Genomic DNA, 13,171 nt, shown 5'->3' on the forward strand with positions numbered 1-13,171 from the left:
GTCTTTTCGGACTGGTCCCATTGCGGTGTCGAAGCGGTAAAATGGGCGACCATGGGAGCCGGCCACCGCGGCGGACCAGGGAAAACCTTCAGCCTGGGTACGAGCCGCCGCGCGCCGTCCGTCAGCCGGGCGGGCCAGTAGTTCCCGGACGGCGCCGGCGAACCCGTCCGGGCCGGCGGCCACTCCGGCCGGGCCGACCACCTCGGGCAGGGCGCTGCTCGACCGGACCACCGCCGGGGTGCCGCTGGCCAGCGCCTCCAGGGCGGACAGCCCGAACGTCTCGATCGGGCCGGGGGCCAGCACCACGTCGGCGGTCGCGAGGAGGCCGCGCGGATCACGCACGTGCCCGAGGAACCGGGCCGGCAACCCTCGTCGTTCCGCCTCGGCCGACAGTTCGGCCCGCAGCGGCCCGTCACCGGCCACCACGAGGACCGCGTCCAGCCCATCGGCCCGCAGCGCGGCCAGGGTGTCCAGCGACACTCCGGGCTCCTTCTCGGCCGACAGACGGCCGCAGTGCAACAGCATCACCGATGCGGTCCCGGCCAGGCCGGCCCGCAATCCGGCATCCCGCGACGCCGGCGAGAACCGATCAAGATCAACTCCTAGCGGTACGCGAACCGGCGCGGCCCCGAGCCGCAGGAACTCCCGCTGCGCCCACTCGGTCGTGCAGACCACCGTGTCGAACGCCGTGACGGTCCGCGCGTTGAGCCGGTCGGCGGCCCACGGCCCGACCGGTCCACCCGGGCCGAACAGCCGCAGCAGCCCGTCCAGACTCTCGTGCGAGACCATCATCGACCGCACGCCGTTCTGCCGCGCCCAGCTCCCGAGCCAGCGCAGTGTGCTCCGGTCGTGCACCTCGATCCGGTCCGGCGCCAGCCGCCGCAGCACCGCCCGCACGGCCCCGCGGTTCAGCAGCACCCGGTATCCGCCGAGCCCCGGCACCGCCGGCCCGGGCACCGTGATCACCCGGCCCTGCGGGGTCTGCTCCTCGCCGGCCTCCTCGCCGGGAACGATCAGCACCGCCTCGTGCCCGGCCGCGAGGTAGCCCCGGCCCAGTTCGCGGAGCGCGGTGCGGAGCCCGCCCGAGGTGGCGTGCACGAAGTTGGCGACACGGACGATCAACACCCGTTCAGATCACCCACGTCCCGGGTCCCCCCGGCGAAGATCCGCTGACCCGTCGCTGAACGCTGCGACAACACGTCACCCCACGGCCGGCTCTCACCGCCGTCCCAGGGCGTCCGAGACAGCGGTGGGAGCCGGCCGGACGCTAACCTTCACCGGTGATCGGCAGGGGTGGCACGGCGCACCGCGTCTACAGCGTGGTGGTCTTCGTCGTTCTCGCCGCTCTGGACAACATCGCCATCGGCATCGTCCCGCCGCTCTACGGCAGCATCGGCGCCGAGCTCGGCGTCACCGAGGCGCACATCGCGCTCTCCACCACGATCATGTTCCTGATCAGCGCGGTCGCCGCGATCGGGTTCGCGTATCTGGGCGACCGCACCGACCGTAAACCGGTCCTGGTGGCCGGCACCGTGATCTGGGTGATCGGCACCGCCTGGTCCGGGCTGGCCGGTGGTTACGGCACGTTCCTGGCCGGGCAGGTGCTCGCCGCGTTCGGGCTCGGCGGGGTGGCCTCGGTCAGTTTCTCGGTGGTCAGCGACCTGATCTCGCCACGGCGGCGTGGGCTGGTGATGAGTTTCTGGGGCCTGTCGCAGGGCGTCGGCACCCTGGCCGGGACCCTGGTCGGCGGCATCCTGGGGCACACCGACTGGCGGCAGCCGTTCCTGGTGACGGCGGCGGCCGGGCTGATCGCGACCGGGGCGTACCTGTTCACCTTCAACGTGCCGCGCGGAGACAGCCAGCCCGAGCTGGCCGGCATCGACTACGAGGAGCGGATCCACCACGAGGACCTGCCGGTCATCCTGAAACGGCGGACCAACGTGTGGCTGATCCTCCAGGGCGGGACCGCGCAGATCGCGTTCGGCTCGATGGTGTGGCTGCCGGTGCTGTTCCGGGCACGGGCCGAGGACCAGGGTTACACCACCGGCACGGCGGTGCTGATCGGCAGCGTGTTCGCCACGATCTTCCAGCTCGGCGCGGCGCTGTCGATCCTCGGCGGCCTGGCCGGGGACCGGTTGCAGCGGCGTACGCCCCGCGGCCGGGCCCTCGTCGCGTCGATCGGGGTGCTGTCGGCCGTACCCCTCTATGTGGTGTTGTTCTTCGTCCCGATGAAGATCACCGTGCCGGACGGCGCCGGGACCGGCGCGGTGATCCGTGGGGTGCTGGCCAACCTGGTGACCGAGCCGACCGTCGGGTTGTGCCTGGTGGTGGCGGTGTTCGCGCTGATGCTGACGTCGGCGAACTCGCCGAACTGGTTCGCGATGATCGCCGACGTCAACCCGCCGCAGCACCGGGGCACCGTCTACAGCCTCGGCAACCTGGTCAACGGGGCCGGCCGGGCGGGCGGCAACGTGCTGGTGGCGGTGGCGTTCGCGAGCCTGGCCGGGGCCTACCCGCCGCCGCTGAACTACGCCGTCGGGCTGGCCGCCTTCCAGGTCTTCTTCATCCCCACCGGCATCATGTACTGGCTGGCCAGCAGGACGGTGGCGGCGGACATGGCCGACACGCACGCCGCCCTGCTGGCGGTCGCCTCAGAACACCGCCCAGACCGTGACGTCGGTGGGGATCCGCCCGTCGGCGTCGAGGGGCTCGCTGCTCAGCAGGACCCGGGCGCCGGACGGTAGCGTCACCGGCTCGGCGCTGAAGTTGGTCACCACCGTCACGTCGCCGTTGCGGAACGCCAGCGCGCCCTCGTCGCCGGCCAGCCAGACCAGTTCCCCGGAGCCGAGCTCGTGCTCACGCCGGGTGGCCAGCGCTGACCGGTACAGCTCCCAGGTGGAGCCGGGCACGTCGATCTGGCGGTCCAAGGCGTACTCGGCCCAGATCTTCGGCTGCGGCAGCCAGCTCGCGTCAGCCGGGCCGAAACCGTAGGACGGCGCGTCGGCCTCCCACGGGATCGGCACCCGGCAGCCGTCCCGGCCCCGCTCGGTGTGCCCGGACCGCTCCCAGGCCGGGTCCTCGCGGAACTCGTCGGGCAGCGTGGTGTGCTCCGGCAGCCCCAGCTCCTCGCCCTGGTAGAGGTAGGCCGAGCCGGGCAGCGCCAGCATCAGCAGGGTGGCCGCGCGGGCCCGGCGCAGGCCGAGACCGCTGTCCGGCTGCGGGTCGCCGATGCCGATGCCGGGCTTGCGGCCCTCACCGGGCGGGAAGCCGAGCCGGGAGGCGTGCCGCACCACGTCGTGGTTGGAGAGCACCCAGGTGGTGGTCGCGCCGACCGCGTCGTTGGCGGCCAGCGACGAGTCGATGATCTCCCGCAGCGGTTCCGGCGACCAGGGCGCCTCCAGGTACGGGAAGTTGAACGCCTGATGCATCTCGTCCGGCCGCACATACCGGGCCAGTCGTTCCTCCGGCTGCACCCAGGCCTCGGCGACCAGGATGCGGCCGCCCGGATAGCCGTCGAGGACGGAACGCCACTGCCGGTAGATCTCGTGCACGCCCTCCTGGTCCCACATCGGCGGCGGCGGGCCGACCGGGTCCAGGCCGCCCAGGATCACCGACGGCGCGGTCCAGTCGGTCAGGTCGGCGTCCTTGATCAGGCCGTGCGCCACGTCCACCCGGAACCCGTCGACCCCGCGGTCCAGCCAGAACCGCAGGATGTCCAGGAACTCGGCCCGCACCTCGGGGTGGTCCCAGTTGAGGTCCGGCTGGGAGACGTCGAACAGGTGCAGATACCACTGGCCGTCCGGCAGCCGCTCCCAGGCGGACCCGCCGAAGACGCTCTGCCACGAGTTGGGCGGTTCATCGCCGTCTCTGAAGATGTACCGGTCGCGCTCCGGGCTGCCCGGCCCGGCCTCGACGGCGGCCCGGAACCACTCGTGCTCGTTCGACGTGTGGTTGGGCACCAGGTCCACGATGATCTTCAGGTCCAGCTCGTGGGCGGTGGCGATCAGCTTGTCGGCGTCACCGAGCGACCCGAACCGGCTGTCCACACCGCGGTAGTCGGCGACGTCGTAGCCGGCGTCGTGCTGTGGGCTGGGATAGAACGGTGACAGCCAGACCGCGTCCACGCCGAGCCGCCGCAGCAGGGGCAGCCGCGCGGTGATGCCGGGCAGGTCGCCCATGCCGTCGCCGTCCGCGTCGGCGAACGATCGGGGATAGATCTGGTAGATGACCGCGTCCCGCCACCAGGCGTCAGTAGGCATGGCCCCACGGTAGTTCGGGCGCCGCCCCTACTCGTCGAGGATGGCGGCGAAACGCTCCTCGGCCAGGTCCAGCTGGTCCAGGATGTGCTCTTTGGCCTGCGTGGACAGGGGCGTGTCGGGCCGCCCGACGAGTTCCCGCAGTTTGGGCACGAGCGGCCGGTACTTGCGGGCCGAGCTGGTCGCCTTCTCCAGGGTGGTGTGGATGACGCCGACCCCGTTGTCGGTGAAGTCGGAGATCTTGATCACCCGGGCCCACGGGTCGCGTTCCAGGTTCTCCGCCACGTGGATCCGGTACTGCTCGTGCTTGTCGCGGTCCGGGTCGTACTCCGGGTTGGTCACCGACCGGACCAGGTCGGCGACCCGCGGGTTGAAGCGGCGGGCCAGCTCGGCCAGCGCCGCCTCGGTCAGCTCGGTGTGCGAGGCGTCCGGCTCCAGCCCGGCCAGTTCGGCCGGGTGGTCCTCGACCGCGTCGTGCAGCAGCGCCGCGACCAGCACGTCGATGTCGCGGATCTCGTAATACCGGATGATCCGGATCGCGACCCGGAGCAGATGATTGAGGTACGGCTCCCGCACCCGGCGATCGGCCGCGTGCAGATCCGAGGCGAGATCGAGGGCCTCGGCGAGCAGCTTGCGCTCGTCGGCGGGGAAGGACTCGGCCTCCAGGGCGAATCGGTCACGTAGGCCGGCTTCGCCGTAAACCTCGGTGATGGCGTGCAGTGGCATCGAGAGCAGCATCCTTGGCGCCATGTCGATCAGGTATACCGGATGACGGGCGGGGATGGGTTTCGATCAGCTGCCGGATGTGGCAGGTGGTGCAGCCTGTGCCGGAGAGGGTGACGGCCGGGGTGACGGACGTGGCCCGGGAGAGGGACGTGGCCCGGGGGAGGGGCGGCTGCCGGCGGCGGCCCGTCCGGCGGCGACCGCCCGGGCGGCCGGGGTGAGCCGCATCGCGCCCATCGACGTGTGTTTCACCGTCCACGGCTGCGGAGGTTCGGCGTGCACGCCCCGTTTCGGGCTGCCCGCGCCGTCGGTGAACTCCTCCTCGGTCATCGCCTGGAGCGCGCTGAGCGCCACCCCGACGATCGTGGCCGTGGTGATCAGGATGATCGGGACCAGCATGGTGAGCGGCCGGACCCCGCCGGCCGGCGGCGCGCCCGGCGTCAGCTCGATCGACATGGCGGCCATGCCGGTGTAGTGCATGCCGCAGACCGCGAGGGCCATCACCGCGGCGGCGCCGGTGACCCGGGCCCAGCCCTGCACCGAGACGGCGAACCAGAGCGCCACGGTGCTGGCCGCGACGGCGATCAGGCCGGAGGCGACGACCAGGACCAGGTTGTAGTGGATGGTCGCGGAGAGGCGAATGCCCTCCATGCCGGTGTAGTGCATGGCGATCACCCCGCCGCCGGTGAGCAGGCCGGCCGCCAGGGTCTTCGGGACGCTGCGCTCGCCGTGGCCGACGATCATCAGGCCGACGCCCACGGTGACCACCGAGAAGGCCAGGCTCAGCAGGGTCAGTGGGAGGTCGTACCGGACCGGGCTGACCGGCACGTCGAAGCCGAGCATCGCGGAGAAGTGCATGAGCCAGATCCCGCCGCCGCCGAGCGCGAACGCGGCGATCGCCAGCCACCTGTTGCGCCGGCTGCGGTTGTGGGCGTCGCGGGCCCGGCCGGTGCAGAGCAGGCCGAGGAACGAGCCGAGGAAAGCCAGCAGGTAGGCGGCTATCGGGTTGTATGGGCCGTAGGTGAAGTGATGGACGTCAGCCACGCGGGGATTGAGTCAGATATCCGCGGGCGTACATCGCACGTTGTGTGCGGCGGCGCACGAAAGAGAGAACCGGGGTCACCGAGGCTGTGTCCGTTTCGGACCAAGCCGCGGCGACCCCGGTTCAGGATCGGGAGTGCGGGTCGAAGAGGGGATTCAGGACGATCAGGTGAAGATGCTGACGCCGCCGGGGCCCACGAGGAGACCGACGATGATCAGTACGACACCCCACAGGATCTGCCGCCGGAACAGCGCGAGAACACCGGCGACCACGAGGATAACGGCGAGAATCCAAAGCAGAAGGTCCATGTCATCTCGGATACCCGGCGCCTCGAAATCGGAAACCTGGGTTCAGGCCGGCACGAGCTCGGAATCCACGGACTCGGAGAGCAACTGGTACACGTTGTACGCCTGCTTGATCACCGGGTGGGCGACGTTGCGCACGGGCACCCCGCCGGGCGTACGGCCACGCTCCGATCCGTGGTGCGCGTGCCCGTGCAGCGCCAGTGCGGTCGGCGCTGAGTCGACGGCGGTGCCGAGCTGGTAGCACCCGAGGAACGGGTAGATCTCCAGTGGCTCGCCGACCAGGGTGTCCGGCACCGGGGCGTAGTGGGTGAGCGCCACCAGCGCGTCACACCGTACCGCCCGCAGCGCCTCGCCGAGCCGGGCCGAGATGTCCTCGGTCACACCGACGAACGTCTTCATCTCGCGTTCGCCGAAATTGCTGGCGCACGCGCCGGCGAACCCGCCGCCGAACCCCTTGGCGCCGGCGATGCCGAGCCGGTGGCCGCGGATCTCCAGAACCGTCGACGAGCACTCCAGCACGGTGATCCCGGCGTCGGTGAGCACGTCGGCGACCTGTCGCTCCTGGTCGCTCTGGTGGTCGTGGTTGCCCAGCACCACCACGACCGGCACGGCCAGCCCGCCGAACTCGGTCGCGAAGCACTTCGCCTCGTCGACGGTCCCGTGCCGGGTCAGGTCGCCGGCGACGAGCAGGGCGTCGGCGCGGTCGGGCAGCTGTTCGAGGGCGGGCCGGTAGCGGCCCACCACGTCTTTGTCCACATGGACGTCACCTACGGCGGCGATCCGGATCATGAAATCTCCTCCACCTCGGTCGGCGCCTGCGCCCGGGTGATGCCGATGTCACAGGTGATCTCGATCTCGGGGAAGTGGCTGGAGATCTGCCGGCAGATCTCGTCGCGCCGCTGCGCGCTCTCCACCTCCCCGCTGAGAACCACCACGTTCTCCCGGCGGTGCACGGTGATGCCCTGCTCAGCGACCCGGTCGTGTTCGGTGAGCAGGCGCTGGATCTCGGCTTCGAGATCGATCTGATTCATCTCATCCCCCTATCCGCTCCTTTGCGAAAGGCACCACGTCCAACCGGTCCAAGAGCACGAGAAACGATTCGGCGTACGGCGATCCGGCGGTCTCCCGGTGGACGCGTTCCCAGTCGATCTGCTCCCGGAGCGAGCGCGCGAGCGGCAGCCCGGTCGCGAAGTCGCAGTAGTGCTGGCTGTAGCTGAGCAGCTTGTGCACCATGAGCCGGGAGGCGGAGATCACCGGCATGTAGATCGCCTCGACCGAGATCTGCTCGGTGTCGCGGAGCGTCTCCTCGTCGACCGGCGACTCGACCGGCCGGTAGATCAGATCCGCCATCCGGCCCTCGTCGTAGACCTTGACCAGCCAGTCCTCCGGCGGCTGCTCGGTCTCGAACCCGACCGCGGCCAGCTCCTGCAACGCCCGGTCCTTGTCCTGCTCGCGGATCAGGAAGTCGACGTCGTGATCGCTGGAGTAGCCGCCGCGGGCGTACACGGCGAAGCTCCCGCCCAGCGCGAAGGGGATGTCCGCGCTCTTCAGCGTCGAGGCGACCCGCTTCAAGGTGATGGCCAGACCTTCGTCCACACGGTGTGGCATGCCGTCCTCCTGTCCCGTGTCCGGTTCGTGAACGACTACCCGGAGTCGCGGCACCTTGAACCCACACGATCATTCTGGAGGACCGTCAGTGCCTGTCGGTGCGGAACGGAATGTGCCACCGGCAGCTACCGTCAATCGGTATGGCTCTCGACGCGCAGTCCGGTCCGGCCCCCGCACCCTCCGGCGGGCCTCGCCGGATGCCGCGCACCATCGCTCTGGTCGGCATCGACGGCTCCGGGAAGACCACCCAGGCCCGTGTCGTCGCCGCCGAGTTGGCCGCCGCCGGGCACCGGGCCGCGTACCGGCAGAACGCCGGCGGCCGCCACTGGTTCGGCCGGATCGCGGTGATGGCCGGCCGCGCCGACGCCGAGGATCTGTTCGGCCGCCGCGGCACACTGGTCGTCGAGTCGGCGCTGCGCTGGCTGGCCATCGCCCGGACCCTGCTGCGGCGGGTGGTCCGCCGGGAGATCGCGGTGATGGACAGGTATGCGGTGTGCCAGTTCGCGAGCCTGCGCGCGCACGGGGCCCGCCCGTCCGCCGAGCGCTTCGCCCGGCTGGCCTACCGGTTGTTCCCGCGGCCGGGCGTGACGTTCTTCCTGGCCGTCGACCCGGAGGTGGCCCAGGACCGGATCGAGCGCCGTGGCTACGACTCGGAGACCCTGGATTATCTGCGGACGGCGGATGCCGCCTACCGGTCGCTGCGGGAGTTCCCGGCGTTCGTGGTGATCGACGCGAACGGCCCTGCCGAGCAGGTCACCAAGGCCATCCTCGCCGAGCTCGGCCGAGTCTGACGCCGTCCTCAGGCCTTCCCGTAAACCGGGATCTGGGCGCCGCTGATCTGGGCCGAGGCGTCCGACGCCAGGAAGAGCACGGTCTCGGCGATCTCGGCCGGGCTCACCCATCGGCCGTGGTCGGCGTCCGGCATGGCGGCCCGGTTCGCCGGGGTGTCGATGACGCTGGGCAGCACCGTGTTGCAGCGCACGTTCTGTTTGCGGTACTCGACGTCGACCGCGGCGGCGAAGGCCAGCACGGCTGCCTTGGCGGTCACGTAGCCGGCCGCGCCCGGGAACGGGGACTTCGCGGCCCGCGACGAGACGCACACCACCGAGCCGCCGCCGGCCGCGAGCAGGTGCGGCAGCGCCGCCGCCGTGGTCAGGTAGGTGGGCCGCAGGTTGATCGTCAGCATCGCCTCGAAGTCGGCCACCGGGGTGTCGGCGATCAGGCCGGCGCCCGCGTACCCGCCGACCAGGTTGACCACCGCCCGCAGCGGCGCCTCCGGGTCGCTCGCGGCGCTGCCGGCCGCGGCCCGTACGTCGGCCTCACTGGTCAGGTCCGCCTCCACGGCGACCACTCCGGACGGCAGCCGATCGGCCGTCCCGGGTCGCACCGGGGCCACCACACGCCAGCCCGCGGCCAGGAATGCGCTGATGGTGGCGGTGCCGAGCCCGCCGTTGCCGCCGGTGACCAGAGCCGTACGCGTCGAGATCATGGGAGCAGCTTGTCACACAGTCGTGGATGTGCTGTTCCTCACTTCCACGTGAGAACTGGCCGTCACCTGGGAATGTTCCGCGCTCACCGGGCGTCACCCGTGTGGGCGAGTGAAGTGTGGGCTGGCGTGGCGCATTGTGACCGATGGTCCCGTTCGGCCCCCGGACGCGGGATCTTTCGCGGAGGCGTTTGTTTCAGGCTTCTCGTAGCCCGGCCGATGCTGCACATGAACCCCAGGAGCGCGAAACCCGTACTCGGGGGTGACGAGCGTCGCGTAGCCCAGGGTGATGCCCGTCGCTGTGACGATGAGAGGCCGATGGTGTCATGAAGCGGGTAGAGGGTAACCGATCGTCTGCACGACGATCGCGAAGATCCCGCATTCAGCTTCCGCGCACTGGGCTCTCAGGTACCACCCAGACATTCGTGACACTTTCGATCCACCAGCCGGAATCAGTGCGGCCAGCAATTTGTTGTGTAGATGTGTCAGCAACCGCAATGCACGAGCTGCGGACGTTACGGGAGAGGGCTGATGGACGCAGGTAATGCCCGTAACAGGGTTAGTGACGGCAATGAGGGGACCGTGGGCAACGTGGAGAAGAACACCGTGATGCGTACCGATCAGGTCGCCGAAGAGCGCGACCTCGTCGGAGTCTACCTGCACGAGATCTCCCGGACGCCGTTGTTGGACGCCGCACGGGAGGTCGAACTCTCGAAGGCAATCGAGGCGGGCCTCTACGCCGAGCACCTGCTCGAGACGGGTGAGGAGCGCCGCGGCGTCAGCCGGGAGGAACTGGAGCGTCTCGTCACCGAGGGCCAGCGCGCGAAGGACCTGTTCATCCGGGCGAACCTTCGGCTGGTCGTCTCCATCGCACGCCGCTACGTCCGGTCCGGCATGCCGATGCTGGACCTCATCCAGGAGGGCAACACCGGCCTGGTCCGCGCGGTCGAGAAGTTCGACTACGAGCGCGGTTACAAGTTCTCCACCTACGCCACGTGGTGGGTGCGCCAGGCGATCAGCCGGGCCATCGCCCAGCAGGAGCGCACCGTCCGGCTCCCCGTCCACCTGGTCGAGGACGTCAACCGGATGCGCAACGTGACCCGGCAGCTGGTTCGTGAGCTGGGCGCCGACCCGGAGCCCGAGCAGATCGCGGCCGCGCTGGGCGTCACCGTCGAGCGGGTCAACGAGCTCACCCGCTGGGCGCAGGACACCGTCTCGCTGGACACCCCGGTCGGCGACGACGGCGACACCAACCTCGGTGACCTGGTGGCCGACAGCGACGCCCCGAGCCCCGAGGAGATCGTCCTCAACGCGCTCGAGCGGCAGCGCATCGAGGGCCTGCTCAACCACCTGGACGACCGGTCGGCCGGCATCATGCGGGCGCGGTACGGCCTGGAGGACGGCCGGGAGCACTCGCTGACCGAGGTGGCGTCCCGCTTCTCGCTGAGCCGGGAGCGGATCCGCCAGCTGGAGATCCAGGCGCTCGGCCGGCTGCGTGAGCTGGCCCGGGCGGAGGGCCTCCAGGCCGCCTGACCAGCGAGTCTCTGAAACGATAAAGGCCGGCGTCCCGCGAGGGGCGCCGGCCTTTATGTGTGTCGTGCGGCTGTGATGCGGCGCGGGCCCGACCGGACCCGCGCCTTCTCGCTACTTGACCCGGCCGTAGCCGTTCGGGGTCATGATGTTCATGCCTCGGTAGAGCACGTCACGACCCGCTGACGGCGCGTCGATGATCTTGCCGTCGCCGACGTAGAGCGCGACGTGCCCATTGCTTCGGTAGAACACCAGGTCGCCCGGTTGCAGGTCGGCCTTCTTGATCCGGACGGTGGCGCTGTACTGCGCGGCGGCGTTGTGTGGCAGCGACTTGCCCGCCGCCGCCCAGGCCGCCGAGGTGAGACCCGAGCAGTCGTAGGAGTTCGGGCCGTCGTCGCCGTAGCCGTACGGCTTGCCGATCTGGTTGAACGCGAACGTGACCGCCTTGCCGGCCGTGCCCGGGATGTCGGGGATCACGCCGGTGTAGGAGCCGCTGTCCTCCGTGGCGCTGCCGTAGGCGGCCTCGCGCATGTCGTACAGGTCGTCGAGGTCGCCCTCGATCTTCTTCTTGCGGTTGACCAACTCGGTGGCCTGCGCGGCCTGCTTGTCCTGGGTGACCTTGAGCGCGGCCTTGCGCTCGGCGAAGGTGGTCGTCGTCTCGGTGAAGGTGTCGATGTCCTGCTGGTTGGACTTGGTGATCTGGTCGAGCACCGCGAGCCGCTCCAGCAGGGTCGCCGAGTCACCGCTCACCAGCACCGTCATCGCGCCGGTGCGGCCCTGCATGTAGGTGGTGGTGGCGATGGTCTGCACCTTGGCCGTGGCGGCGGCGAGCGCTGCCTGGGCCGGCTTGAGGGAGGCCTCCAGCTTGGCCGCGTCGGCCTTGGTGGCCTTCGCGTCGAGCCGGAGCTTGTTGTACTGCTCGGTGACGTCCTCGAGTTGCTCCGAGGCCTTGTCGATCTTCTTCTTGAGTTCGGCCTCGGACGGCGCCGCATGGGCAGCCGTCGCTCCCGACGTCGTGATCGCGAACGCCGTCAGCGCGACCACGAGCGCCCGGAACCGGGTACGGGGGTGTGGCACTGGTCAGGGGCCTTTCTTCCGCTTGGCCGCCTACCGGGTCGGCGGGACCGTCGGGCTGGAAGAAGACCCTGTCCGCGTGTATATCCGGTCCGGTTGCGGCGTCCGGCGCCCCTGGGGGTGGGAGCCGGATCGCCGCGCGTCATTCGGCGGCGTTGGCCGGCGCCACCCGAGGGTTTGTGGCTGCGGACCGGACCAACCGCATTAACCTATCGACGGAAGAAAAGAAATCAAGGCCTGGCCGAGTGATTTTCACCAATGGCCGGACTTGCGAGAATTATCCCGATAACGGGCTGTTATTTGTCCGCCGCTCAGCGTTAAATCGTTGCGGGAATCGGACTATTCGCTCAGTGCCGGGACGGCGGCCGGAACCCAGTGACGGGTCACGTGACGCTCGGCCCAGAACGAGAAGAACGGGACCGTCCCGGCCAGCATGACGAGCAGCATCCGCTTGAACGGCCACGGCACCCGCCGGGACAGGTCGAACGTGCAGACCAGGTAGATCATGTAGAGGAAGCCGTGGACCTGGCCCACCGTCTCGACCACCGTGGCGTCGTCGGCCGGCCCGTATTTCAGCACCATGCCGACGGTCAGGGCGAGCAGGACCACGCCGACGATCCAGGCGATGATCCGGTAACGGGTGAGGGCTCCCTGCACGGCGGGTGACTCCTTGCTCATCTGGTGATGCCTCATGTGGTGATGCGGCCGGGGTAGTCGGACGGGCGCGCGCCGGGATTGGCGGTCAGCCAGGCCAGATAGTCGTTGTACGCGTCCAGCTCGGGGTCGGGCGCGGCGCCGGCGGCGGTCTCCACCGCGACCCGGACCGGGCGGCCCAGGACGACAGGCGCGCCCGGGACGGCGGGCGACGGCGCGGCGGGCGGCTCGGGCACGGTCAGCGGCTCGCCGGCGGCCTTGCGCCGGGCCAGCTGGACCTCGCGCCACCAGATGAAGACCACGAACCCGCCGAAGACCGGCCACTGGAACATGTAGCCCCAGCTGATCGAGTTGCCGTCGGCGGCGCGGCTGAACTGCCACCAGCCCAGGGCCAGGCACCCGGCGGTCAGGACGAGCGCCAGGAGATGACGGGCCATCCACGCCGGAGTCCACAGCCCTCTCATGCCCCCGAGCCTACCGGCGGGTTTGGCGG

The 13,171-nt window shown here is 70.2% G+C and carries 15 protein-coding genes; 3 read left to right on the plus strand and 12 right to left on the minus strand.

Annotated elements, in window-relative coordinates; genetic code table 11:
- Positions 1-1,125 (minus strand): glycosyltransferase (locus AB0E94_RS46335; protein WP_360340923.1); only part of this gene is annotated, 1,125 nt, incomplete at its 3' end.
- 158 nt (positions 1,126-1,283) lie between these two features.
- Here AB0E94_RS46335 and AB0E94_RS46340 point away from each other — a divergent pair.
- On the plus strand, positions 1,284-2,744 hold the full coding sequence (locus tag AB0E94_RS46340; protein ID WP_360341042.1) for an MFS transporter: 1,461 nt from the start codon (positions 1,284-1,286) through the stop codon (positions 2,742-2,744).
- On the opposite strand, the gene AB0E94_RS46345 is transcribed toward AB0E94_RS46340, so the two are convergent.
- The 7 genes from AB0E94_RS46345 to AB0E94_RS46375 form a co-directional block, all read right to left on the minus strand.
- Positions 2,652-4,259, minus strand: a complete 1,608-nt coding sequence (locus tag AB0E94_RS46345) for a glycoside hydrolase family 13 protein (RefSeq protein ID WP_360340926.1) — start codon at positions 4,257-4,259, stop codon at positions 2,652-2,654. The genes AB0E94_RS46340 and AB0E94_RS46345 overlap by 93 nt on opposite strands.
- Before the next feature lie 27 nt (positions 4,260-4,286).
- Positions 4,287-4,982 carry an HD domain-containing protein gene (locus AB0E94_RS46350; RefSeq protein ID WP_360340929.1) on the minus strand — a complete coding sequence of 232 codons (696 nt, stop codon included), beginning with the start codon at positions 4,980-4,982 and terminating at the stop codon, positions 4,287-4,289.
- A 66-nt stretch (positions 4,983-5,048) separates the two neighbouring features.
- The gene (locus AB0E94_RS46355; protein WP_360340932.1) at positions 5,049-6,023 is read right to left on the minus strand and encodes an MHYT domain-containing protein; all 975 of its coding nucleotides are present in this window, start codon (positions 6,021-6,023) and stop codon (positions 5,049-5,051) included.
- A 162-nt stretch (positions 6,024-6,185) separates the two neighbouring features.
- Entirely contained in the window at positions 6,186-6,329 is a 144-nt protein-coding gene (locus AB0E94_RS46360; protein WP_170167261.1) for a GPGG-motif small membrane protein, read from the minus strand.
- Positions 6,330-6,371: 42 nt separating this feature from the next.
- On the minus strand, positions 6,372-7,115 hold the full coding sequence (locus AB0E94_RS46365; RefSeq protein WP_360340935.1) for a metallophosphoesterase: 744 nt from the start codon (positions 7,113-7,115) through the stop codon (positions 6,372-6,374).
- Positions 7,112-7,357 carry a hypothetical protein gene (locus AB0E94_RS46370; protein WP_360340938.1) on the minus strand — a complete coding sequence of 82 codons (246 nt, stop codon included), beginning with the start codon at positions 7,355-7,357 and terminating at the stop codon, positions 7,112-7,114. Before AB0E94_RS46370 ends, AB0E94_RS46365 begins: the two co-directional genes overlap by 4 nt.
- 1 nt (position 7,358) lies before the next feature.
- On the minus strand, positions 7,359-7,934 hold the full coding sequence (locus tag AB0E94_RS46375) for a nucleotidyltransferase (protein WP_360340941.1): 576 nt from the start codon (positions 7,932-7,934) through the stop codon (positions 7,359-7,361).
- A 140-nt stretch (positions 7,935-8,074) separates the two neighbouring features.
- Here AB0E94_RS46375 and AB0E94_RS46380 point away from each other — a divergent pair, with 140 nt between their 5' ends.
- Positions 8,075-8,725, plus strand: coding sequence for a dTMP kinase (locus AB0E94_RS46380; RefSeq protein WP_360340944.1), 651 nt, complete (start codon positions 8,075-8,077; stop codon positions 8,723-8,725).
- An 8-nt stretch (positions 8,726-8,733) separates the two neighbouring features.
- On the opposite strand, the gene AB0E94_RS46385 is transcribed toward AB0E94_RS46380, so the two are convergent.
- Positions 8,734-9,420, minus strand: a complete 687-nt coding sequence (locus tag AB0E94_RS46385; protein ID WP_360341045.1) for an SDR family NAD(P)-dependent oxidoreductase — start codon at positions 9,418-9,420, stop codon at positions 8,734-8,736.
- A gap of 531 nt (positions 9,421-9,951) precedes the next feature.
- On the opposite strand from AB0E94_RS46385, the gene AB0E94_RS46390 reads away from it, so the two are divergent.
- Positions 9,952-10,953 carry a sigma-70 family RNA polymerase sigma factor gene (locus AB0E94_RS46390; RefSeq protein WP_093620358.1) on the plus strand — a complete coding sequence of 334 codons (1,002 nt, stop codon included), beginning with the start codon at positions 9,952-9,954 and terminating at the stop codon, positions 10,951-10,953.
- Positions 10,954-11,064: 111 nt separating this feature from the next.
- Here AB0E94_RS46390 and AB0E94_RS46395 read toward each other — a convergent pair whose 3' ends face one another.
- The 3 genes from AB0E94_RS46395 to AB0E94_RS46405 form a co-directional block, all read right to left on the minus strand.
- Positions 11,065-12,027 carry an NlpC/P60 family protein gene (locus AB0E94_RS46395; RefSeq protein WP_360340947.1) on the minus strand — a complete coding sequence of 321 codons (963 nt, stop codon included), beginning with the start codon at positions 12,025-12,027 and terminating at the stop codon, positions 11,065-11,067.
- Positions 12,028-12,363: 336 nt separating this feature from the next.
- On the minus strand, positions 12,364-12,681 hold the full coding sequence (locus tag AB0E94_RS46400; protein WP_360341048.1) for a DUF3817 domain-containing protein: 318 nt from the start codon (positions 12,679-12,681) through the stop codon (positions 12,364-12,366).
- A gap of 32 nt (positions 12,682-12,713) precedes the next feature.
- Positions 12,714-13,142 carry a hypothetical protein gene (locus AB0E94_RS46405; protein WP_360340950.1) on the minus strand — a complete coding sequence of 143 codons (429 nt, stop codon included), beginning with the start codon at positions 13,140-13,142 and terminating at the stop codon, positions 12,714-12,716.
- Positions 13,143-13,171 lie beyond the last annotated feature (29 nt).

The organism is Actinoplanes sp. NPDC026670 (assembly GCF_040638175.1).
Taxonomy (GTDB): domain Bacteria; phylum Actinomycetota; class Actinomycetes; order Mycobacteriales; family Micromonosporaceae; genus Actinoplanes.

Coding starts and splice junctions, on each gene's coding strand:
- AB0E94_RS46405 (WP_360340950.1), bottom strand. CDS start 13,142: ATGAGAGGGCTGTGGACTCCGGCGTGGATGGCCCGTCATCTCCTGGCG.
- AB0E94_RS46390 (WP_093620358.1), top strand. CDS start 9,952: ATGGACGCAGGTAATGCCCGTAACAGGGTTAGTGACGGCAATGAGGGG.
- AB0E94_RS46370 (WP_360340938.1), bottom strand. CDS start 7,357: ATGAATCAGATCGATCTCGAAGCCGAGATCCAGCGCCTGCTCACCGAA.
- AB0E94_RS46360 (WP_170167261.1), bottom strand. CDS start 6,329: ATGGACCTTCTGCTTTGGATTCTCGCCGTTATCCTCGTGGTCGCCGGT.
- AB0E94_RS46365 (WP_360340935.1), bottom strand. CDS start 7,115: ATGATCCGGATCGCCGCCGTAGGTGACGTCCATGTGGACAAAGACGTG.
- AB0E94_RS46345 (WP_360340926.1), bottom strand. CDS start 4,259: ATGCCTACTGACGCCTGGTGGCGGGACGCGGTCATCTACCAGATCTAT.
- AB0E94_RS46380 (WP_360340944.1), top strand. CDS start 8,075: ATGGCTCTCGACGCGCAGTCCGGTCCGGCCCCCGCACCCTCCGGCGGG.
- AB0E94_RS46350 (WP_360340929.1), bottom strand. CDS start 4,982: ATGCCACTGCACGCCATCACCGAGGTTTACGGCGAAGCCGGCCTACGT.
- AB0E94_RS46375 (WP_360340941.1), bottom strand. CDS start 7,934: ATGCCACACCGTGTGGACGAAGGTCTGGCCATCACCTTGAAGCGGGTC.